Origin of the sequence: Bacillus gobiensis (assembly GCF_001278705.1) — a bacterium.
Classification (GTDB): Bacteria; Bacillota; Bacilli; order Bacillales; family Bacillaceae; genus Bacillus; species Bacillus gobiensis.
This window is the reverse complement of sequence record NZ_CP012600.1, coordinates 85,396-105,748: the sequence shown is the minus strand read 5'-3', so window position 1 is coordinate 105,748 and position 20,353 is coordinate 85,396. Positions and strand designations below refer to the sequence as shown.

At 40.8% G+C, this 20,353-nt stretch carries 24 protein-coding genes; 7 read left to right on the top strand and 17 right to left on the bottom strand.

Annotation, left to right across the window (positions count from 1 at the left end; translation table 11 throughout):
- The first annotated feature begins 150 nt into the window (after window positions 1-150).
- The gene (gene pepF, locus AM592_RS00490) at window positions 151-1,968 is read left to right on the top strand and encodes an oligoendopeptidase F (RefSeq protein ID WP_053601965.1); all 1,818 of its coding nucleotides are present in this window, start codon (window positions 151-153) and stop codon (window positions 1,966-1,968) included.
- 94 nt (window positions 1,969-2,062) lie between these two features.
- Here the strand turns inward: pepF and AM592_RS00485 are convergent, their stop codons facing one another.
- Genes AM592_RS00485 through AM592_RS00475 form a run of 3 tightly spaced genes read right to left on the bottom strand, consistent with a single transcriptional unit; the run spans window position 2,063 to window position 3,901 of the window.
- The gene (locus AM592_RS00485) at window positions 2,063-2,647 is read right to left on the bottom strand and encodes a TetR/AcrR family transcriptional regulator (protein WP_053601964.1); all 585 of its coding nucleotides are present in this window, start codon (window positions 2,645-2,647) and stop codon (window positions 2,063-2,065) included.
- Between the two features lie 28 nt (window positions 2,648-2,675).
- Window positions 2,676-3,452 carry a DNA alkylation repair protein gene (locus AM592_RS00480; RefSeq protein WP_053601963.1) on the bottom strand — a complete coding sequence of 259 codons (777 nt, stop codon included), beginning with the start codon at window positions 3,450-3,452 and terminating at the stop codon, window positions 2,676-2,678.
- On the bottom strand, window positions 3,449-3,901 hold the full coding sequence (locus tag AM592_RS00475) for a VOC family protein (RefSeq protein ID WP_098945172.1): 453 nt from the start codon (window positions 3,899-3,901) through the stop codon (window positions 3,449-3,451). The genes AM592_RS00480 and AM592_RS00475 overlap by 4 nt, the downstream gene beginning before the upstream one ends.
- A 249-nt stretch (window positions 3,902-4,150) precedes the next feature.
- Here AM592_RS00475 and AM592_RS00470 point away from each other — a divergent pair, with 249 nt between their 5' ends.
- The 4 genes from AM592_RS00470 to AM592_RS00455 all read left to right on the top strand — a co-directional run bounded on the left by AM592_RS00470 (window position 4,151) and on the right by AM592_RS00455 (window position 6,219).
- Window positions 4,151-4,720: a helix-turn-helix transcriptional regulator gene (locus AM592_RS00470; RefSeq protein WP_053601961.1), complete on the top strand. Its 570-nt coding sequence runs from the start codon at window positions 4,151-4,153 to the stop codon at window positions 4,718-4,720.
- Window positions 4,721-4,829: 109 nt separating this feature from the next.
- Window positions 4,830-5,189: a VOC family protein gene (locus AM592_RS00465; RefSeq protein WP_053601960.1), complete on the top strand. Its 360-nt coding sequence runs from the start codon at window positions 4,830-4,832 to the stop codon at window positions 5,187-5,189.
- A 23-nt stretch (window positions 5,190-5,212) separates the two neighbouring features.
- Entirely contained in the window at window positions 5,213-5,584 is a 372-nt protein-coding gene (locus tag AM592_RS00460; RefSeq protein ID WP_225970309.1) for a VOC family protein, read from the top strand.
- Window positions 5,585-5,748: 164 nt separating this feature from the next.
- Window positions 5,749-6,219 (top strand): hypothetical protein, encoded by a 471-nt coding sequence (locus tag AM592_RS00455; protein WP_053601959.1) that lies wholly within the window; start codon window positions 5,749-5,751, stop codon window positions 6,217-6,219.
- Between the two features lie 175 nt (window positions 6,220-6,394).
- On the opposite strand, the gene tuaH is transcribed toward AM592_RS00455, so the two are convergent.
- The 8 genes from tuaH to AM592_RS00415 all read right to left on the bottom strand — a co-directional run bounded on the left by tuaH (window position 6,395) and on the right by AM592_RS00415 (window position 13,580).
- Window positions 6,395-7,564 (bottom strand): teichuronic acid biosynthesis protein TuaH, encoded by a 1,170-nt coding sequence (gene tuaH / locus AM592_RS00450; RefSeq protein ID WP_053601958.1) that lies wholly within the window; start codon window positions 7,562-7,564, stop codon window positions 6,395-6,397.
- A gap of 101 nt (window positions 7,565-7,665) precedes the next feature.
- The gene (locus tag AM592_RS00445; protein ID WP_053601957.1) at window positions 7,666-9,024 is read right to left on the bottom strand and encodes an MATE family efflux transporter; all 1,359 of its coding nucleotides are present in this window, start codon (window positions 9,022-9,024) and stop codon (window positions 7,666-7,668) included.
- A 143-nt stretch (window positions 9,025-9,167) separates the two neighbouring features.
- A complete protein-coding gene (locus AM592_RS00440; RefSeq protein ID WP_053601956.1) occupies window positions 9,168-9,386 on the bottom strand; it encodes a DUF2922 domain-containing protein in 219 nt (72 codons plus the stop codon).
- Window positions 9,387-9,411: 25 nt separating this feature from the next.
- The gene (locus AM592_RS00435) at window positions 9,412-9,630 is read right to left on the bottom strand and encodes a DUF1659 domain-containing protein (protein ID WP_053601955.1); all 219 of its coding nucleotides are present in this window, start codon (window positions 9,628-9,630) and stop codon (window positions 9,412-9,414) included.
- Between the two features lie 97 nt (window positions 9,631-9,727).
- Window positions 9,728-10,555, bottom strand: a complete 828-nt coding sequence (locus tag AM592_RS00430; RefSeq protein WP_053601954.1) for an ABC transporter ATP-binding protein — start codon at window positions 10,553-10,555, stop codon at window positions 9,728-9,730.
- A 6-nt stretch (window positions 10,556-10,561) separates the two neighbouring features.
- Window positions 10,562-11,560 (bottom strand): FecCD family ABC transporter permease, encoded by a 999-nt coding sequence (locus AM592_RS00425; protein ID WP_053601953.1) that lies wholly within the window; start codon window positions 11,558-11,560, stop codon window positions 10,562-10,564.
- Window positions 11,557-12,552, bottom strand: a complete 996-nt coding sequence (locus AM592_RS00420; RefSeq protein ID WP_053601952.1) for a FecCD family ABC transporter permease — start codon at window positions 12,550-12,552, stop codon at window positions 11,557-11,559. The genes AM592_RS00425 and AM592_RS00420 overlap by 4 nt, the downstream gene beginning before the upstream one ends.
- Before the next feature lie 71 nt (window positions 12,553-12,623).
- Window positions 12,624-13,580, bottom strand: coding sequence for an ABC transporter substrate-binding protein (locus tag AM592_RS00415; RefSeq protein ID WP_376773401.1), 957 nt, complete (start codon window positions 13,578-13,580; stop codon window positions 12,624-12,626).
- A 260-nt stretch (window positions 13,581-13,840) separates the two neighbouring features.
- Here AM592_RS00415 and cls point away from each other — a divergent pair, with 260 nt between their 5' ends.
- Window positions 13,841-15,286 carry a cardiolipin synthase gene (gene cls / locus AM592_RS00410; protein WP_053601950.1) on the top strand — a complete coding sequence of 482 codons (1,446 nt, stop codon included), beginning with the start codon at window positions 13,841-13,843 and terminating at the stop codon, window positions 15,284-15,286.
- Window positions 15,287-15,323: 37 nt separating this feature from the next.
- Here the strand turns inward: cls and AM592_RS24910 are convergent, their stop codons facing one another.
- From AM592_RS24910 to AM592_RS00385, 6 genes are all read right to left on the bottom strand, one after another.
- Entirely contained in the window at window positions 15,324-15,449 is a 126-nt protein-coding gene (locus AM592_RS24910; protein WP_264080145.1) for a hypothetical protein, read from the bottom strand.
- An 80-nt stretch (window positions 15,450-15,529) separates the two neighbouring features.
- Complete coding sequence (locus tag AM592_RS00405; protein WP_053601949.1) at window positions 15,530-16,417, bottom strand: type II toxin-antitoxin system SpoIISA family toxin; 888 nt, start codon at window positions 16,415-16,417, stop codon at window positions 15,530-15,532.
- Window positions 16,418-16,535: 118 nt separating this feature from the next.
- Window positions 16,536-17,225 carry a zinc metallopeptidase gene (locus AM592_RS00400; RefSeq protein ID WP_053601948.1) on the bottom strand — a complete coding sequence of 230 codons (690 nt, stop codon included), beginning with the start codon at window positions 17,223-17,225 and terminating at the stop codon, window positions 16,536-16,538.
- A gap of 106 nt (window positions 17,226-17,331) precedes the next feature.
- Window positions 17,332-18,051 (bottom strand): class I SAM-dependent methyltransferase, encoded by a 720-nt coding sequence (locus AM592_RS00395; protein ID WP_053601947.1) that lies wholly within the window; start codon window positions 18,049-18,051, stop codon window positions 17,332-17,334.
- 16 nt (window positions 18,052-18,067) lie between these two features.
- Window positions 18,068-18,700: a histidine phosphatase family protein gene (locus AM592_RS00390; protein WP_053601946.1), complete on the bottom strand. Its 633-nt coding sequence runs from the start codon at window positions 18,698-18,700 to the stop codon at window positions 18,068-18,070.
- A gap of 42 nt (window positions 18,701-18,742) precedes the next feature.
- Window positions 18,743-19,267, bottom strand: coding sequence for a shikimate kinase (locus AM592_RS00385; protein WP_053601945.1), 525 nt, complete (start codon window positions 19,265-19,267; stop codon window positions 18,743-18,745).
- A 119-nt stretch (window positions 19,268-19,386) separates the two neighbouring features.
- Here AM592_RS00385 and AM592_RS00380 point away from each other — a divergent pair, with 119 nt between their 5' ends.
- Window positions 19,387-20,349: a D-2-hydroxyacid dehydrogenase gene (locus AM592_RS00380; protein WP_053601944.1), complete on the top strand. Its 963-nt coding sequence runs from the start codon at window positions 19,387-19,389 to the stop codon at window positions 20,347-20,349.
- Window positions 20,350-20,353 lie beyond the last annotated feature (4 nt).

Genomic DNA, 20,353 nt, shown 5'->3' with positions numbered 1-20,353 from the left:
AACAATTAATATCTTTAACTATAAAAAATTATTATTTGAATGTCAACATTTATTTCCAATTGACTTGAGATTTCGAATACTCTTCCTTCTGGATAAAGATTCCGATATACTATTTAGAAACACGAAATTTTTTATGTGGGAGGGTACATGATGGAAAAAACATTTGAAAAACGATTTGTCCGTTCTGAAGTGCCAGAAGAATTGACATGGAACTTAAACGATTTATATCCTTCAATCGAAGCCTGGGAAGAAGACCTGAAAGCGATAGAAAGCGCAATTTCTGTCGTATCGAAATATAAAGGAACTTTTCATGAGGGTTCAAAGCGTTTATATGAGTGTTTAATTGAGGAAGAAAATCTGTATCTATCATTTGTAAAAGCTGCGACTTATGCCTCACTGCTCCAATCTGGAGACAGCACAGACCCCGTCAATCAAGCCAATGCATCACGAATCGCTTCGATAAGCGCAAAAGTGAATGCGGGGCTATCGTTTATTAAGACTGAAATTCTTTCACTTCCAGACGGCACCATTGAAGCATACATAAAAGATGAAGAGGGTTTAGAACCTTTTCGCAAAACGTTAGAAGAAATTTTAGAACAAAAGCCGTATACCCTTTCCGCTGAAACCGAAGAAGCGTTAGCCGCCTTAGGAGAAGTTCACAGCGCTCCATACAAGGTTTATCAGACGGCGAAGCTTGCGGATATGCAGTTTGCGCCAATCACTGATGATGATGGGAACGAGCTGTCCAATTCATTTGCATTATATGAAGGCAGATACGAATTTTCTCCGGATACAAAGGTACGCCGGAAAGCTTATGATTCCTTTGTTCAAACCCTTGAGCAATACAAAAATACCTTTGCCGCTGCCTATGAGACGGAAGTAAAAAAACAGGTAACCACGTCCCGCTTGCGAAGCTATGATTCTGTCATCCAAATGCTGCTTCATCCGCAAAAAGTCACTATTGACATGTACAATAACCAATTGGATGTGATTTACAAAGAACTTGCTCCGCATATGCGACGGTTTGCCCAGTTAAAGAAACGAGTGTTAGGTCTTGATGAAATGAAGTTTTGCGACCTTAAGGTGCCGTTAGACCATGATTTCAGTCCGAAAACCTCATTTGAGGAAGCAAGTGAAGTCATCCTTGAAGCTCTCCAGGTGATGGGACCTGAATATGCGGACGTCATGAAAACCGCATTAACAGAAAGATGGGTCGATCAAGCGGACAATGTCGGTAAATCAACTGGAGCTTTTTGCTCAAGCCCTTACGGTGTCCACCCATATATTTTAATTACGTGGACAAATTCCATGAGAGACGCCTTTACCTTGGCCCATGAGCTTGGACATGCCGGTCATTTCTATTTCGCGAATAAGCATCAGCGTTTTATGAATACCCGCCCGTCTCTTTATTTTATTGAATCGCCGTCAACCATGAACGAAATGCTTCTCGCTCAGCACCTTTTCGCGAAAACAGATGACAAGAAGATGAAACGCTGGGTCATCAATCAGCTCATGGGAACCTATTATCACAACTTTGTCACTCATCTTTTGGAAGGTGTCTACCAGCGCGAAGTGTACAATTTGGCTGAAGAAGGGACACCTTTAACTGCTGTCACGCTAAGCAAAGTAAAAGGCGATGTGTTGAAGGAATTCTGGGGTGATGCCGTTGCATTGGATGAAGGTGCGAGCCTGACTTGGATGCGCCAGCCGCATTACTACATGGGACTTTATCCATACACCTACTCTGCCGGGCTAACCGCGTCGACTCTTGTCTCCCAAAAGATTAAAGAAGAAGGCCAGCCAGTGGTCGACAAGTGGATAGACGTATTAAAAGCAGGCGGAACCAAGAAGCCAAACGATTTATTAAAGCATGCAGGAGTAGACATGTCCACGCCAGAACCAATTAAACAAGCAGTCGCTTATGTCGGATCGCTGGTGGATGAATTGGAGGAGCTGTATCAAGATTAAGAAGTTAAAAACTATTCCAATAATGTTTATTCGGAATAAGAATTGGGCGCTCTTATTAGCTAAGGATGCGCCCATTCTGCATAAACGGATTTTCTTAGCGTTTAAAACCATTTAATAATAAGGAAATGGCTGTCATCGTTTGCTCTAGTGATTCCCCATCTTCGGGATTTTCTGCAATCCAGAGAGCCGATTCATTCAGAGCGCCTGAGACAACATGAGTCATTGCATCTATCGATACCGGTTTTAGATATCCTTGCTGATTCAAGAAATGAAGCTGTTCACGCAAATGCCTCATGGAGTTTTGCTCATCCATCTTGCGCCAAACCTCTTGGCCGATCACTGCAGGACCGTCTATAAGCAAAATCCGCTTGTTTCGGGGTTCTACTGCAGCCGTAACAAAAGCACGGCACCCAAGAAGAAGTTGTTCCCATAAGTCATCGCTCTTGCTTGCTTCAGCTTCAATTCGTTGTGCAATTTCTATTTGTACGGACTCTAGTACAACATGAAAAAGTCCTTTTTTATTTTCGAAATGGTGATAGAGTGCTCCACGTGTCAATCTGGCCTCATCTACAATATCCTTTAGGGCTGTTTCCGCATACCCGCGTTCTGTGAAATAATTTCTTGCTATATCAATTAGCTTGCGAATCGTTTCATTTGTTTCTTCCTGCTTTTTTTTCATGATCAATTTTACTCCAATCCATGTTCCCTTATAGATTTTTCAATAATTCAAGCACTTCATTATCCCCTGCTTTGGCCTGTGATCTTAATGCGTGGCGTGCGATCCATGAGATATATTCCCCTCCGTATTCCAAGCGATCACGAATCCACTCGATCGTCATTTCCTTATAGTCTTTCGTTAAATCATTTAAATGATTGGCCACCGATTTTCTCACATAGAGTGAAGAGTCATCCAGCAAAGGCTCCAGCAAGACAAAATTATTTGCAGGGTCTCCTTTGATAGCATCTATTCGTTTTGCCCAAGGAAGAATAGGACGTGTTCCCTCGCTGACTAGTCTTCGAATATGAAAGTTTTCATCCTTCGACCAAGTGCTCAAAATTCTTATACAGTCATCCACATGGTTAATCAAATAAGGACGTATAGCATATTCGGATGTATGTCGTTTTGTGATCTCATATAGGGCATTCATCGAAACTTCGAAATCCTGCAGCCCATATTTTTCTACAAAATGGGCAATAGGCATAAGAAAATATCCGTCTGTAAACATACCCTTCTCTGTTTTATTTTCCGGGCCAATAATATTCAGTAAAATTTTCAAGGATTCCGAATAATGAAAAGGAAGAGCTTTATTTAACTCTTCAGTAATAACCGCGACTCTGGCCTTTAACTCTAGAGGTTCCACTTTTTTTGCAACCGAGGCTGCAAATGCTTCACCAGGAAATTCTGGATAGAATGGTTCAATCAAAGCAGAGAGACGGTGAGCCAATTCGACTCCAAAGTAGTTTTTCAAAGGTACATATGTCATCCATTTGCACCTTTCCCATCATTAACCCATACATTCTCATGATATTGACTGCTTAGTTCCACTGATGGCGGGATGATTTTTATTATATCAATCAAGACACCGTTAGGATCAGATGTAATAAAATGACGCTGTCCAAAATCTTCATCCCGAATATCAAGCTGGAGAGGGAGCTTTTCTTTTAATATAAGTCTTTTATATTCCGTATCCACATCGTCCACTTCAATATTAAGAATCAAACCTCTCACTGTCTTTTTGAAGCCATCGGGAAGAGTGGAGTGTGATGAGTCCAACAGAGCCAATTCGTAAGGCACTTTGCCTCGAGTCATTTTTAAACTCACATACCAGTCAGCTTCAAAAACAGGCTCAAAGCCAAAATAGTCGATATAAAAATTGGAGCTAAAAGAAACCTGGTCAGTTAAAATAACTGGGTAAAAACTGTTTGGTATCAATGGAACTCTCACCTTTCGTTATAAGTTGTTTTTATTTTAACATACAAACTGTATGTATGTTAAAATAGATGATATTATGGATGAAATATTTTGAACAAAGTCACACTTTCTTGCAAAATGAAAATGAATAAATCATAGCGCACGTTACAACCAATATTTTCAATTTATTAAAAAGGATTTCTTATGATTCTTCTCGAATACAGCAATGTTGCGCTAAAGAATTAATAAAATGCTGAAGGGGTGAATAACTTGAATCAACTCATTGTTACGAAAGCGATCCACTTTATGAGGGAACATAAAAATACGCAAATAACAATTGAAGAAGTCGCAAAACACGTCGGCTACAGCACTTATCATTTTACAAGGCTGTTTAAAGATACTACTGGTATTTCTCCCCGCCATTATTTATCCGCGATTCGAATTGAGGCAAGCAAAGAAGAATTAATGAAGCGATCCTCTCTGGTTAAAGTGCTTCATTCTGCCGGTTTAAGGAGTCAGGGCTCATTTTCCTCCAGATTTAAAAAATATGTCGGTCTCTCCCCGAGAAAATTTCAATCGGATACCGCTTTTTTGGCAAACCTTATGAATCGATACAAAAGCCAAGCTCTTCCGCCGATCCTTCCTAATCGCAAAACAGCACCATTTATCAATTGCAGCATAAAAACGGAGCAATCATTTAACGGCCTTATCTTTGCCGGCCTTTTTCCCCGCCCGATCCCCGATCAAATTCCCATTTTAGGAACGGCATTGAATAGCAGTAAACGAAAATGTATGTTTTCAGACATTCCGAGCGGCATCCCTGTGATCCTCCCATATTAATCAATCTCCCTATGCTATTGCACCAGGCTTTAACACAGCAAACTAGAAGAAAATTTCGGCATTACTAAGTTTTATAATGAAATGAACCAAAGTAAAAGGAGGAAGATTAATGAGTCAAGTATGTGTTATCGGAATTTATGTTCCAAATATTCAACTAGCAATCGATTTTTACACGAATGTTTTAGGTTTTCATGTTGACAAGCACTATGGTGAAAAAATTGTTACACTTGTTCACGGTGAGCTGCCGATTGTGCTGGAAGAAACAGAAGAAGCTGAGCTTAGACCGGAAATGCGCACTTCGGGAGTCGTTTTAGCTTTAAAAACAGACGATATTTTTGACACCGTTAGGCATCTAAAAGAACATGGCGTTACTTTTATTATTGAAGAACCAAAGGATTGTCCGCCTGGCAAATTGATTAGCTTTCAAGATCCTTTCGGAAATGTACTAGAGTATTTACAATTTAACTGAGGAGTTCTTTTATGATCTAAGATATGACGGTTCAAGTACGCGTTTTACATATAGAAGATGGACAAAAATGGTATAGAACCTTATTGAAAAGAGAGCCCGATTTTCTCCCTCACGCCGGATTTGTGGAGTGGGAAATCATACCCAGATGCTGGCTGCAGGTCGCTGAAGGAACACCGACAGAAGGAAACGGACCGATTCGTTTAGGTGTTGATGACATCGAAGTAGAACGAGAGAGAATGGTGAAAGAATGTAACATCGAACCATTTGAAATTTACACTAGAGAAGGCGTCCCAGTTAAATGGGGGACATTTTCTGATCCATGGGGTAATTTAATCGGATTTTATGAATACTTGAATGAAGCTGAAAAGAAAGAAAAGATGAATACCCTAAGCTGAAGAAGAGGCAGAGATAAAGGGCAGAAGCACATATACTGGGTGGAGTAGCACATATATCCTGAATGAGGCACTTATACTACGCAAGTTGCAAATGAGAAACCACACAAATTCACAAAGATAATACAAGCTATTTCAGTATCTTCAAAAAATTAAGGAGAATATTTATGACAGACTATATTAACCTCGAAGATGAAGAGATCATTTATTTTGTATTTAATTTAAATTGGTCGCTACCAAAAGAAACCCAAAAGGAAGCCATTTCCGTTCTTTCACAGCTTCCACCTGATAAAGTTGATATGATAATCCCTAAGTATGGAAAAGAATGTTGGGAAAATGGAGTATTCATATTAAATGAAATAGGACATCCAAGAAATAAAAAGGCCTTACCAAAACTGGCACAGTTATTGCAAGATATAAATTGGCCGGGAGCATTAGGAGCCATTGAGATTTTTAGGAGCATTGGAAAGCAGATAAGTACTCCTTACATCGAAAAAGAATGTGAAGAAGCAATAGAATGTAACGATGCACAATGGCTCGATCATATCCAAATGGCATGTGACAGTCTAGGAATTACTTCTGAAGATTTTAATAATAAAAAGCTATTTTATCAAATGAAGGAGCTTGCTGAAGAGTAATATTTGGCTATAAGCTATCTTAAGAAACGCCCGTGCAGACTAACACATAAATCAAAAAGCTGAATAATGATAGTATGATTTTCTACAGTATTACCAATATTTCGTTGTACGATCTGACATAGTATACAAGCAAAAACGAAACAGCATCCTAAAATGAATGCTGTTTCTTCTTTTGTTATTTCGATTCTACAGCCTTCCTATACATCGTTTTAAATATTTCCTGCCAATCGTGTTTCTGTGCCAACTCAACACGTTCTTTTGTAAAAGGCAAAGAATCTTTAAACAGGGTTTCACACGCTTTCACAAATTGCTCGTCCGAATCATCGATATATTCGTAAATCATAGGCTGGCTATATTTTTTAGTAGACGGCAGATTCATTCCGACAACAGGCTTTCCTGCTGCTAAAAACTCAAATAATTTGAGCGGAAATACGGCCTTATTATATTCTGATGATTTATAGGGCAAGATGCCGATATCCAGCTTGTCCATATATTCAGGTACTTCAGCCGGAGGTACCTCTCCTACCCAATTCACATTTTTATTCGTTAGCAGCTGTTGAAAAGATGGGCTATTATTCGTTGCATCCGGACCCACCAACAGCAGCTTCCAATCTTCCTTCTCCGACATCACCCGGTTAAGAAGTTCAAAATCCAGTTTTGGCTTAATACCCCCAATGAAGCCTAGTACAGGGCCCGAAGCTTTACCTGGTGATGCTTCTTCTGACCACTCTTCGCCTTTTGAAAATGCCTCAAATTCAACCCCGTTTTCTAACGCTGTGACTTGTGTTTTTTCATTCAGCGATTGATTTCCCTTTACTTTTTCATATAAAAAATCAGATGTACAAAAGATGTTGTCGGCACCAGCAATTATTCGATTTTCAGCAGATGAAATGCTTTTTTGCCGAAATTGGTTGATAAGATTCTTTTTGCCGCCCATTTGTATGGCCCACAAATCACTGCAGTCGTAAGTCACACGATCCCAAGAAATGATCGTTTGCAAGAGCGGAAACCCAGGGAAGGTGTGCCACAAATATTTCTTAGCATCTTGATTGTTTACATACCGAATGAGTTCATCCAATTTGTTTTTATAAAAAATATCGAAATATCTGGCGAACCTAAGCATCCGGTTCGATGATATATCAGCTACAAAATACTGCTTAATCTTGTCGGAATACGAATGAAACTTATTCGAATGAGGGCTTGAAGTCGGGCATACCCAGATCACTTCAGCTGTGTTGTCTTTTTCAGCAAGAAATTCTGCTAATCTGTGTCTTCTATATTTCAAAGCGTCGTTGCTCCACTCACCTGTTGCTACGATAACGTGAATTTCTTTATTGTCGGTCATTTCTAATCTCCTTAATCATCTTTGTCCGCATAATACCCATTATAACAAGAATAGCATCTAGCATTCGCTCAATTTTTCAAGAAAAGATCTAAAGAATATTCCTAGTACGCAGGCGTTAGTTGTTTTCTTTCAATAGAAACTAACCGAATATAAAAGCCGATTGATGCACAAGTAAGTCCTATTGTAATGCCCAGCCAAAAGCCGTATGGACCGAGTGCGGTTAAAGTAGCGAGCGCATATCCGGATGGGATGCCGATCGCCCAGTAGGAAACAAGTGCGACGATAAACGGGACTTTCACATCTTTGTACCCGCGAAGCACACCCTGCAAAGAGGCTTGGGCAGCATCTGAAAGCTGATACAAAATGGCGAATAAGAAAAACGCCATCGTTAGTTCAACGACTTGCGGGTTATCTGTATATAAATAAGCGATTTGTTCTCTGAAGAAAAAAAGACCTACTGAACAACAGCCGAGAATTCCGATAGCTCCCAGAACACCGATCTTGCTGTACTGCTTTGCATCATGAAATCGTCCTGCACCCACTTCAAATGCTACTAGGATCGTCAGCGCCATGGAAATGCTTAACGGCAGCATAAATAACAAAGAAGTAAAGCTTATTGCTGCTTGGTGGGCGGCTATCGTGACCGTATTAAACATCGTTCCCATCAGCAAAGTAACTCCCGAAAAGATACTTGCTTCAAAAAATATGGAAAGACCCATAGGAACGCCTATTGCTAGCTGCTCCTTCCATGCTGTTAAATCAGGCTTATACCATTGTAAGAAGAGCCGATGCTTGCTCATTTCGCCCACTTTAAATGTCATAAATACACTGATGAAAAAGATCAGCCAGTAAGTGAGCGCCGTTGCGTATCCCGCGCCGATACCGCCAAGCTTCGGAAAGCCAAAGGAACCAAAAATCAGCAGATAATTCAGCACGAAATTAAAAGGCACAGCGAACAGCATGATGATCATCGTAATTCTCGTATAGCCTTGAGCATCAAAAAAATACCGAAGTACATTGGCGGCAAATAGCGGAATAAGACCGATAGAAATTCCTATTAAATAGTGCTTAGCTACATATTGCACTTCAGGATCAAGGCTCATCGCAGTTAGAATTGGATCTAGAAAAAAAGCTCCTGCAACAAAGACGGTTATCGCTAACAAAACGGATAAATATAAAGCTTGTGTGACGGATTCTGCCACTTTCCCGCTCATTCCTTTTCCAATCAATTGAGCAACGATTGGCGTTACGGCAAGAAGGATCCCGTTAATGCCTGTCAAAATCGGCATCCACAGGCTCGAACCGATTGCAACTCCCGCCAGATCATCCGTACCTGCTCGGCCTGACATCATCGTATCTATTACATTCATCGCATTTAAGCTAATTTGTGTTATTAATATCGGCCATAAAATCATGACAAATAATCGGATTTTTTCATTTAAAGTTTTTGCATGATACATCGTTTTTCTCCCCATCTAATCATTACCAACTTGTTATATATTCTCACCACTACAGAAGAATGTCAAAAGAATAATCCTGTTAAAAAAGCCTCCATCCGTAAACTAGAAAAGTCCGGCTCTAATAAAGAGCCGGACCTGCGTGTTTAGCTTGCTTCATAATCAACCGTGTTTTTCTCGACGATACGGGCGCCTTTTTTAGCGACTAACCGGCCGCCGCTTCCGAAGAATACATCTGCTGTAAGAATCGAATCCATTACAGTGAAAATTTCGGCTTCAGTGAGCTGGTCCTTCGGTTCGGAAATCGAAATCCTAACCGTTTTTCCAAGCTCATCTAAAAATTGAAGCTCTACCGTTTTTTCCATCCTTCATCTCTCCCTTCATTATTTTTTAGTTGGATAACAATTGCTTGTCATTTCGCTCCACGTCCACAAGCGGATGAATTTGCAAGGAAGCAATAGCTTGTGCTGCAACGATCAGATTTTCAGGAGTTGCGTCCTTTTTTACGTTATTGATCGTTTTGCCTCCAGTGACTGGTTTTCCTTCCCCGTCTGTCCCCTTGTCAAATACAAGGCGGATTTTTGACTCAACCAAAACTGCTGATGCCATGCTTATCACCTCCTCTCACCCTTTATATAAACCGAAGGGATGAAAAAAGGAGTATAGATGCAAAAAAAAGAACCTGCCATTTGCTTGACTGGTTCTATCACTTTTCATTATTTTTTTCAATCATTTGACAGGATTTTGCCCGATTGCAAAGCCCCATTGGGAAACACATCGGCTTCTGGTCAAGCGGATTTTTCATAATACAGCATTCAAGGCCGAAAACGTCACGAAAAAGATCCTTTGTGAAAATTTCTTCCGGAGCGCCTGCTTTGTATACTTCACCATCCGCAATGCTAATCAAATAATCGCCATATTGCGCAGCTTGGTTTAAATCGTGAAGAACCATGACGATCGTGCGCCCGTGTTCACGGTTTAATGTCCTAAGAAGGTCCAAAACCTCAATTTGATGAGCAATATCAAGATAAGTCGTTGGTTCATCCAGAAGCAGAAGGTCAGTCCCTTGCGAAAGAGACATGCTGATCCATGCCCGCTGCCGCTGTCCTCCGGATAGGGAGTCCAATGGACGGTCCTTAAGCTCTGTCATTCCGGTTGCCGCTAGTGCCCATTCGACCATTTCCTTGTCTTCCCGGCTGCTTTTTGAAAACAGCTTCTTATGAGGATGCCTGCCAAAATTGCAGAGCTCCTCAACTGTTAATCCCTCTGGAGCCTCAGGTGCTTGCGGAAGAATAGCAAGCTTTTTCGCCACTTCCTTAGACGGCTGGCTATGGATCGATTTCCCATCCAAAAACACAGACCCTCCTGTAGGCTGAAGGAGTCTCGAAAGCGATTTTAGGATGGTTGATTTGCCGCAGCCATTAGATCCGATTAGCACACTGATTTTCCCTTTTGGAATCTCAATTGATATATTGTTTATGATGGTAGCTGTCTCGTATGAAAGAGTAAGCTTTTCTGCTGAAAGTGTCCCCAACATTCATCATCCTTTTTTTCTTTTTTTTGATTCCGTCCGTAATAAATACAAAAAATAAGGTGCGCCTATGATGGCTGTTACAATACCAGCCGGAATTTCTGCAGGCGGCATCACTCCTCTTCCCAAACTATCTGCTGATAGCAAAAGAATAGAGCCGATGAAACAAGATGCCGGAATCATGTATTCATATTTGGATCCAATGATTTTCCTGCTAATATGGGGTGCAATCAGTCCGATAAAACCAATTGAACCAACAACAGCAACACAAGCACCAGCTAATGCAACTGAAAGAAAGAGCAGTGAAAAACGCAGCCTTTTCGCATTTTCTCCCCATCCTTCAGCGACTTCATCACTAAAAGAAAGAAGATTAAGTTTCCTGCTGAACACAAACAGCAATGGAAGCAGGATAATAAACGCTGCAGCTAAAATCTGAATTTGCGACCAGTCTCTTCCATAGAGGCTTCCTGTCAGCCAAATTAACGCGGCGTTTGTATCGCCCGGAAATTTAATCATTAAATATTGCATGCCCGCCTCACATACAGCGCCTATCGCAATCCCTACTAATGCCAACGAGGAGGATCGGGCATTTTTCTTATAAATAAAAGTTACTAACAGTATAGCAATAAATGCGGCACCGCAGAAAGCGGAAAAAGGCAAAACATAGATGGGGGATGCTGGGAATATAAGAATGACGATCATTGCCGCCAAGCCCGCACCTTTTGTTACACCGATTACATCGGGGGATGCAAGCGGATTTCTGACCACTCCTTGTAAAATCGCTCCTGCTGCCGCTAAGCCTGCCCCTGCTAAAATGCCGATAATTATCCGCGGCATTCGGTATTCATTGATGATGAAATGGTACCCGGAGCTTTCCGTAAACAAGGCAGAAATCACATCAAGAGGAGGAATATAAATTGCCCCCGCTCCAATGCTGATTACAGCAATGGCAAGTAATATCAATAATAATAGCAGAAGAACAACTGCGGGATGTTTTTGTGTTTTCATTTTAACGTCCTGCCTTTGCTAGCTAAATACAAAAAAAACGGTGTCCCGATCATTGCCGTTACAATACCTACTGGAGACTCATAGGGATAGGCGATAAATCTGGCCAATACGTCAGCATATACTAGTAAAATTGCGCCAAGCAATGCGGAGAAAGGCAATACAAAACGATAATCCTCACCTACGAGTTTTCGGGCAATATGAGGCACAAGCAAACCGACAAATCCAATTGGTCCGGCAACTGCAACGGATGAGCCTGCCAAAATAAGAACTAAAAAGCTTACAGCGGTTCGAATAATTGTGATGTTTTGACCCAAGCCTTTGGCGGTGGCGTCTCCCAGACCAAGAACAGATACCGAACCGGACATGGCGAAGCTAATTGATATACCAATCAAAGCCCAAGGGACAATCGTCTGAACATCTCCCCAATTGCTGTCACTAATCGCACCTGCCATCCAGAAGAGAACATCGTCTGCCGACTCATTCAGAATAATGATCGAGTGAGTAAAAGCAGAAAGAAAAAGATGGACAGCGATACCGGCAAGCGCCAGCTTCACAGGGGTCATTCCTCCAGCTGAGCCGAAGGAATAAACGATTAAGCCTCCAATCGCTGCGCCGAGAAAAGCAAAAACAACCACTGAGATCTGTGCGGAAGGAAACAGCACCACACCTGCAACAACGCATAATGAGGCTCCGGCATTGACGCCAAAAACCTGGGGAGAAGCCAATGGATTCCTAGTCAATGCCTGCATTAATGCACCTGCTGCCGCTAAATTCGCACCAACTAAGACACCAACAACAGTCCGCGGCAGCCTCAGTGTTGAAACAATAATCTGTTCGCGTGTTCCGTCCCAAACGAATAATGCTTTTAATGCTGTTATGAATGAAATATTCGCGGCTCCAACAGAAATATTTAACGCAAGCCCTAGAATAAGGACTATGATCAGAGCCAAAAGAATAGAAAATTTGTGTTGCTTCGCTTGAAAAGGGACCACTCCTGCACCTCCGCCTCAACTCTTTGCATAAGGCAAGAAAAGAAGCAGGTGCACCCGGCTTCTTTTCTCCCTTACTTGGAATATACTTTTTCAGTCACGTCTTTAGAGATCGTCTCACTTGACATGACACCTCTAAAGCGTGTCCAAAGATCACGGTCTACATCATACACTTGATTATTTTTAACTGCTTTTAAATCCTTCCAAATCGGATTTTGTTTCCAATCATCCACTATGGTTTTCCCTTCGTTGCTTGAAACAAATAAAATGTCAGGATTCAGTTCACTCAGCTGTTCTAAGTTAATGTCCTTATATGCCTCGGGAGACTCTACTGAATTTTCGAGGCCTAGATTTGCTAAAATTTCTCCGTCATAAGAAGAAGAAGTATGGATATTGAAAGAATCTGTTCTTGCAACTCCTACCATAACTTTTCTAGTTTCTTCTTTTGGCAGATCAGCTTTTATTTTTCCTATGACTTCATCATGTTCTTTCAGTCTTTTGTCACTGACTTCTTTCTTGTTCAATGCATCCGAAATCGTTTTAAATGCGTCTATATTTTCTTTATAGGTTGATTCTTTACTTTTCAACTCAATGGTCGGAGCCACTTTCTTTAACTGTTCATAAATTCCTTTATGGCGTTCCGCGTCCGCAATAATTAAATCTGGCTGGAGTGAGCTGATGATTTCTATATTAGGCTCTGCTCTCGTGCCTACAGAAGTATAGTCAATTTTTTTCCCGGCCAGCTTTTCAATCAATTGCGGCTTTTTATCATCGGCAACTCCAACCGGCGTAACTCCGAGTGCAGTTAGTGAATCCAAAAAGGAGAATTCCAGTACGACGATTTTTTTAGGATCACCATTTACTTCAGTTGATCCAAGTTCGTGCTGAATGGTTCGAGTCTCTCCACTGGCATTCTTTCCTTCTTCCTGTGCGGAATTAGAACCGCACCCCGAAGAAAAAATTAGAACGGCAATGGTCATAATAGATAAAATCGTATATGTAAGCGTACCTTTTTTCATATCTGTCCTCAATTCCTATAAAATTTCAAATGATAATCATTTTCATTAAACAAGAATAACGCATCTGCTTATATCTGTCTATATGTACTTTAAATTTTCTTAAAAATTCATTATATTATGATCTGGCAAGTTTTCCTCTAACTTCCGTTTGGGTTTGGATTGATCAAACTTTTTTTCATTAAGATTGAAATAGAAATTCATTTTGTATTACACTCTAATTACTGGATGAAAACGGATGCGATTGAATTTCTCGCTTAGTGACGGGGTGTTTTATGTACGACTTACCTAATTTATATACTGGATTAACGGTCTTAAATATATTATTGGCCTTTTTCGTTATTTTTTTAGAAAGACGAGACATTGGTGTTACTTGGGCCTGGCTGATGGTTCTTCTGTTTTTGCCCGGAATCGGCTTTGTATTATATATCTTGTTTGGCCAAAATTTAAGCAAGCGCAAAATATATAAGCTGGACGAACAACAGGTCTACCGCATTCTTCCTTATTATGAGAATCAATTAACCGGCTTCAGGCTTGGTAAAATCGCCTATAAAGATGATACGATCCAACAATATCAAGATTTGATTTATATGAATCTGCTGAGCGGCCATTCTCTATTAACTCAGGATAATGACATTAAGGTCTACACAGACGGCAATGATAAATTCAACGACCTTCTAAAAGACATAGAGGGCGCAAAGCATCACATACATATCATGTACTATATTGTCCGAAACGGCGCTTTATCCAAACGGATCGTTGAAGCGTTAACAAAAAAAGCTGCTGAAGGTGTCGAGGTTCGGTTTTTATATGACGCTGTCGGGAGCATGAGATTGTCAAAAAGTATCTTTCGGGATTTACTAGCTTCCGGCGGCAAGGTGGCTTCCTTTTTTCCTTCCCGTATCCCGCTGATTAATATTCGAATGAATTACAGAAATCACCGCAAGCTTGTCATTATCGACGGAACAGCTGGCTACATTGGGGGATTCAATATCGGTGATGAGTATCTCGGATTGGATAAACGTTACGGGGTCTGGCGTGATACCCATATAAAAATAACTGGAAGTGCGGTACTGCAAATGCAGGCCCATTTTCTTCTAGATTGGGAGCTTGCCTCGAAGGAAGCAATTAATTACGATGATGGATATTTTCCTGTTTTAGCACACGAAGGAAAAGCAGGGATGCAGATTCTCACAAGCGGACCTGATGATGAACGTGAACAGATTAAACTGGCCTATTTAAAAATCATAGTTTCTGCTAAGGATCGCCTGTATATTCAAACTCCTTATTTTATCCCGGATCAAAGCTTGATGGATGCACTGCGAATCGCTGCCACTTCAGGCGTTGACGTTCGTATGATGATTCCTGCAGTGCCAGACCATAAACTGGTCTATTGGGCTTCCTATTCTTATTTAAAGGATTTGCTGGCAATAGGAGTGAAATGTTATTTGTATGAAAAAGGATTTTTGCACGCGAAAACGATCATTGCCGATGATAAAGTGGCTTCTGTCGGGACAGCCAATATCGACATTAGAAGCTTCAAGCTTAATTTTGAAGTCAACGCTTTTATCTATGACGAGTTAAAAGCAAAGGAACTTTCAGAAATTTTCACAGAAGATATGAATGTTTCGAGGGAGCTGACGCTTGAACAATATAAGAGCAGGCCGCGTCTCCAACGTGTGGTTGAATCTATTGCCAGATTGCTCTCTCCGATACTATAAAAAAAGGCCAGATTAAAATAGGCCTTTTTTCTGGTAATCAATATTTCTTATCAAGAGTCCCGAGTGCTTTTTCTATTTTTTTTGTTATTGTTTTAAAGCCCCAATCTCCCTGCTTCGTGTGCGGCTGGTTGCTTTTGCGTTTTTTATTTCGTTTTAATCCCAACCTCGCTCCCCCTTATATATCGCATTTCTAATATAGTATATTTGCAAATGGATGCATTGTATCCTCTGAATACCTATTGATCAATCGATTCCTTCCATATACCAATCGAAAATATAAAGCAGGCTCGAGACGTGGGAGGCGTCAATCGGATCAACAGCGACATCTTTCGCTTCTACTGTTACAATTATGCTGTAATAGTTCCCGAAATAAGGAATTGCGATCAACCGATCCTCTTGCAGCACTTGTATTTGCCCTTCGGACAATTCAACAGCCAATTGTTCTCTGTCATCCTCTGTCATTTGATGGGCATGCCTTATGCTGATGTTCTTCAAAGTTTTGTCAATGTGCAATTCTTTCTCCTTCTTGCTCTCAAGAACAGGAAAGAGAAAAATAGTAATTGCAAATCCAAAAACACCGCTGTACAAACAGATATATTCCTCCATCTGCTGCTCGTATTCTTTCCCGGAAACAGGAAAAGGCATTTCATCAAAATGGATATCCGTATTCTGAATAACCTCTGAAAATTTCTCAGCCTTTTTCGCATTCATGAGGATCGTTTGCCTGCTCTCCTTTAAAGCATCGCGAACTTCATTCTCCTGGACAAACACTGTATTCCAAATACTAAGAATGTGAGGAGTTTGAAAAATAGCCAAATCGGCAAAAACAGCCATCGCAACAAAGGTAATCACCTGCTGCCAATTAAGATACGAAATGCTTTCTGTCATAAAACCGACTGAGATCAAAATCAAAAACAACAGATAAAAGGTTCTACGGATCCGCCCCAAGTTATTCCAGTACCCACGACTGTCGACCCAATAGTAGACTACCGCCAGGAATAGGTAAAGAATACTGCTGCCAAAAAAAAGCTTCATAAAGGAAACAGAAAATAAAATTGCCGTCCCGGATGCCAATACAATCATGATAACGCTAAAGGCCAGTAAATATATTTCTTTTTTGCTAATACTCATCCGCTCCTTAGCATTTCGGATTGATATAATATCCTATGGCGCAGATGAGTGATTTATGGGTGAAAAAACCGCAAAATAAAAAAAGCCGAGAAGACGAAAACTTCTTGGCGTGTTGTTATTATTCCTCCGATTGTTGATTGAAGAATATGAAGATGAACTTCAAGAGCTCCAAAAGTGAAATCAATGCGGCGGCTACATATGTGAGTGCAGCGGCACCAAGTACCTTGCTCACTCCGCGCTCTTCTTCCGGTCCTGCAATAAAGCCATCAGCGACCATCAGTTTTTTTGCCCGGCTTGATGCGTTAAACTCAACAGGCAGGGTGATGAGCTGAAACGCAACCGCTATCGAAAATAAGATGATCCCGATGCCAATTAAATTCGTCGATTGCAATAAAAACCCGCCAATAAGCAAGAGCGGAGCAATGCCTGAGCTAAAATTGACTGCAGGGAACATGAAATGCCGGAACTTCAATGCGGGGTAGCTCTCTTTGTGCTGCATCGCGTGACCTACCTCGTGAGAAGCAACCGAAACCGCTGAGATGGATGTCCCGCCATACACAGGCTCTGACAAACGGATAACTTTCTTCATCGGATCATAATGGTCGGTCAAAGTCCCCCGTACCGCCTCAACAGGAACGTCATAAAGCCCTGCATCATCCAACAGCCTGCGGGCAACCTCTGCTCCAGTCATCCCGCTTGACGCATTCACTTTCGTCCAGCGGTTAAAGCTGCCCTTTACCCTAAACTGCGCCCAGAGTGAAAGCCCGAATGCGATAAATATCAAAATATCCATAGGATGAAACAACATGGATTCTTTCCTCCTTTGTTGGTAAACCTGATATTAAAATAGCATATTTTGATATAAAGTGTACAGTGAAACGTTTTGGTTTGTATTGGGTATAAAAAGAGCCTGATTAAAGGCTCTCTAATTTGTTGTTATAAGCTATAAAGGTGATCGCATTTGTTTTTATATGTATGAATTGATTGTTTCGCGTTATATCGAAGGATAACGGTTTTACGTCGAGCTGTTTAACTTCCCAGTCACGATAGGCAGATTTTAATTTTCCTATCATATTATTTGTTGGCAAATTAATTTCAAAAAATGCATCGAGTGGTGTATTTGTTTCCGCATCGATTTCTTCTACCTGCGAATTGATAACAAAGCAGTGGATACCATCAGGCTTTGTACCAAGTTTCATTTTATGTAGCATACGGTCAAAATCTTTTTCCGTTTTCATATGCTCTAGTGCCGATACGGAAACAATGAAATCATATTCGTTCGGATCGATTGGAAAATCGCCGATATCCGCTTGAATCGTTCTGATCTTTTCTCCTACTCCGTAATCCTTGCTGTACTCTTTTAGCATTCGTAACGAGTGCCCTAGAATGTCCACGCAAACGACTTGCCCTTTTTTGATTTTTTCTGCGAGAGGAATGCTGTTTCTGCCCACCCCGCTCCCTAAATCAAGAATCTTTATCTCTTCCCTTTGATCAAAATGGCTCATACAGTCCAGCACAGACTGGACAGGCTTATGAAGCCAGGATCCTTCTTTAAACAGTCTGTTATTTTCATAAAAGCTTTCGTGATACTTCTTTTCTTCGCGACGAATATGAAGAATTTTTTCCTCATCTATTTAAAAACCTCATTTCTTAATTTTTGTTCAGTTCTCCGTCCTTTCGATGAGAAATATCGCTTTCGAGCTTGATCCTGTAATGCCCCTGGTCAATTTCGATCAAAGTCAGGCTGGTATCGTAGACATAGGGAGGCGACCACAGCTTTTCAAGCGGCAGATTTTTGATATGGGCTGTCAAGCTTTTAATAAACACAGAATGGGTAACCAGTAAAATATTGCCCGAAACATGCTCGGTGTGTATCCGATCCAGTGACTTTTGAACCCTGCTATGAAAATCCAAGAAGCTCTCTCCTCCAGGATGATTGAAAAGGTGCGGAGCCTGAAAAAAATTGTTATATTCATCAGGAAACTGATTCATAAGGTAGTCATGGGTTTTACCTTCCCATTCCCCCATCCCCATTTCACGAAAAAGATCATCCGTAATAATCTCAGGCGTCTTTCTTTCTCCCCTAATGAGTTCTGTTGTTTTTACCGTACGCTTGCTTGGGCTGGAGTAGATTCCGTGAAAATGAACATCCTTTAATCGTTTTCCGAGTAGCTCTGCATTTTGAATGCCGTATTCGGTTAATTCCGAATCCTGCCAACCCTGCATTTTCTTCGCGACATTCCATTCAGTTTCTCCGTGACGAGTAATATATAAATTCAGCACGTTTTTTCCTCCCTTTTGTTTTTCTTACCGATGATGCTGTCATTATGACCATTTCTGTTTTTGCTTTCCAATGGTAAAATCGATTTCTTCAATTTTATCATTATCGCTAACTACTAATAATTTCTCCTTAAATTGTTGCAGTATGGACAGAATTTCGGGTTTACTTGAATTCTCAAAATGATAATTCCACTTGTACATTTTTCCGAGAATGAGAACTGTCTGCTTGTAGTTCCCTTTTTCAAAGCCCAGTTTTTGGACAAAAAAGCGCTTTGCGATTCGATAATTTCTTTTCCACACTCGCGTATCAAGGAAAATAATAAGCTCTGCCTTTTTAAATCCTTCTAACACCCACGAATGGTGCACGCCCTCAACAATCCACGAATCCATCGCAATAATGTTGCGAAATTTTTCATCTCTAACCTCAGGAGAGTTTCTAATGTCTCCTTTATTCGTTCGTTTCCATACAACATTATCTAATTCGAAGTACGGCACACCATATTTATGTGATAATCTTCGGGCAAGAGTTGATTTGCCACTCCCTACAGAACCTATAATATGTATTTTCATAAACGTTCCAACTCCTTTCTTCTATTTTATTTTACGCTTCATTATCATGTCATCTCTCATTTTCGAAAAAGTCACACTAATCTGCTAAAATATGAATAAAACGTGTTTAAGGAGGTACTATGTCAAGAAGGAAAATTGTATTTGTTCGTGCAATGGAGTCAGAGTCTATTCAAAAGGTAAAAGAAATTGCTCCTGATTGGGAGGTCATTTCCGGTAAAGAGCAGTCAGATTGGGAGAATGATATAAAAGAAGCAGAAATTATTGTCGGCTGGAGAAAAGGGTTAGATGAATTATGCCTTACGCCTGATTCAAAGCTTCGTTGGCTGCAAAGCTGGAGTGCGGGGATCAATTATTTGCCGTTAGAAAAATTAGCCGAGAAAAACGTGAACTTAACAAACGCCAGCGGAGTGCATGCTTATCCAATTTCCGAGACGATTTTCGCCTTAATGCTTTCGTTAACGAGAAAGATACATACGTATATTCGAAATCAAGCTTCAAAAACATGGGATGAGGCAGATATAAAGCTTGAAATCCATCACAAGACGATAGGGATCATTGGAATCGGAGCGATTGGAAAAGAGACAGCAAAAATTGCAAAAGCGTTCAATATGACAGTCCTTGGAGTACGAAACTCGAACAAGCCTGAAGAATATGTGGATGAAATGTATACGACAGACGAGTTGCATTCTGTGCTTCCGCGTTGTGATTACGTTGTCGTTACACTGCCGTTAACAGCAGATACGCATCACCTTTTCAGCTATGAGCAATTTAAGCAAATGAAGCCTTCTGCATTCTTTATTAATATCGGCAGAGGAGAATTAGCGAATGAAAAAGAATTGATCCAAGCGCTGCAGGATCAGCAAATTGCCGGAGCGGGTCTCGATGTTTTTAGTACAGAACCGTTGGAAGAAAACAACCCTTTGTGGGACATGGCAAATGTCATCATTACTCCACATACTGCAGGTTTAACAGAGTTTTATGAAAAACGGGTCGTCGAGGACATTTTTCTTCCGAATTTAACGGCCTATCTTGACGGAGACACACCACATGTTAATTTGATTGATTACGCAAAGGGTTATTAATCGG

Excerpts from the sequence above, each read along its gene's own strand:
- pepF (WP_053601965.1), top strand. The coding sequence starts at position 151 with ATGGAAAAAACATTTGAAAAACGATTTGTCCGTTCTGAAGTGCCAGAA.
- AM592_RS00485 (WP_053601964.1), bottom strand. The coding sequence starts at position 2,647 with ATGAAAAAAAAGCAGGAAGAAACAAATGAAACGATTCGCAAGCTAATT.
- AM592_RS00480 (WP_053601963.1), bottom strand. The coding sequence starts at position 3,452 with ATGACATATGTACCTTTGAAAAACTACTTTGGAGTCGAATTGGCTCAC.
- AM592_RS00465 (WP_053601960.1), top strand. The coding sequence starts at position 4,830 with ATGAGTCAAGTATGTGTTATCGGAATTTATGTTCCAAATATTCAACTA.
- AM592_RS00460 (WP_225970309.1), top strand. The coding sequence starts at position 5,213 with ATGACGGTTCAAGTACGCGTTTTACATATAGAAGATGGACAAAAATGG.
- AM592_RS00455 (WP_053601959.1), top strand. The coding sequence starts at position 5,749 with ATGACAGACTATATTAACCTCGAAGATGAAGAGATCATTTATTTTGTA.
- tuaH (WP_053601958.1), bottom strand. The coding sequence starts at position 7,564 with ATGACCGACAATAAAGAAATTCACGTTATCGTAGCAACAGGTGAGTGG.
- AM592_RS00445 (WP_053601957.1), bottom strand. The coding sequence starts at position 9,024 with ATGTATCATGCAAAAACTTTAAATGAAAAAATCCGATTATTTGTCATG.
- AM592_RS00440 (WP_053601956.1), bottom strand. The coding sequence starts at position 9,386 with ATGGAAAAAACGGTAGAGCTTCAATTTTTAGATGAGCTTGGAAAAACG.
- AM592_RS00435 (WP_053601955.1), bottom strand. The coding sequence starts at position 9,630 with ATGGCATCAGCAGTTTTGGTTGAGTCAAAAATCCGCCTTGTATTTGAC.
- AM592_RS00425 (WP_053601953.1), bottom strand. The coding sequence starts at position 11,560 with ATGAAAACACAAAAACATCCCGCAGTTGTTCTTCTGCTATTATTATTG.
- cls (WP_053601950.1), top strand. The coding sequence starts at position 13,841 with ATGTACGACTTACCTAATTTATATACTGGATTAACGGTCTTAAATATA.
- AM592_RS00405 (WP_053601949.1), bottom strand. The coding sequence starts at position 16,417 with ATGAGTATTAGCAAAAAAGAAATATATTTACTGGCCTTTAGCGTTATC.
- AM592_RS00400 (WP_053601948.1), bottom strand. The coding sequence starts at position 17,225 with ATGTTGTTTCATCCTATGGATATTTTGATATTTATCGCATTCGGGCTT.
- AM592_RS00385 (WP_053601945.1), bottom strand. The coding sequence starts at position 19,267 with ATGAAAATACATATTATAGGTTCTGTAGGGAGTGGCAAATCAACTCTT.
- AM592_RS00380 (WP_053601944.1), top strand. The coding sequence starts at position 19,387 with ATGTCAAGAAGGAAAATTGTATTTGTTCGTGCAATGGAGTCAGAGTCT.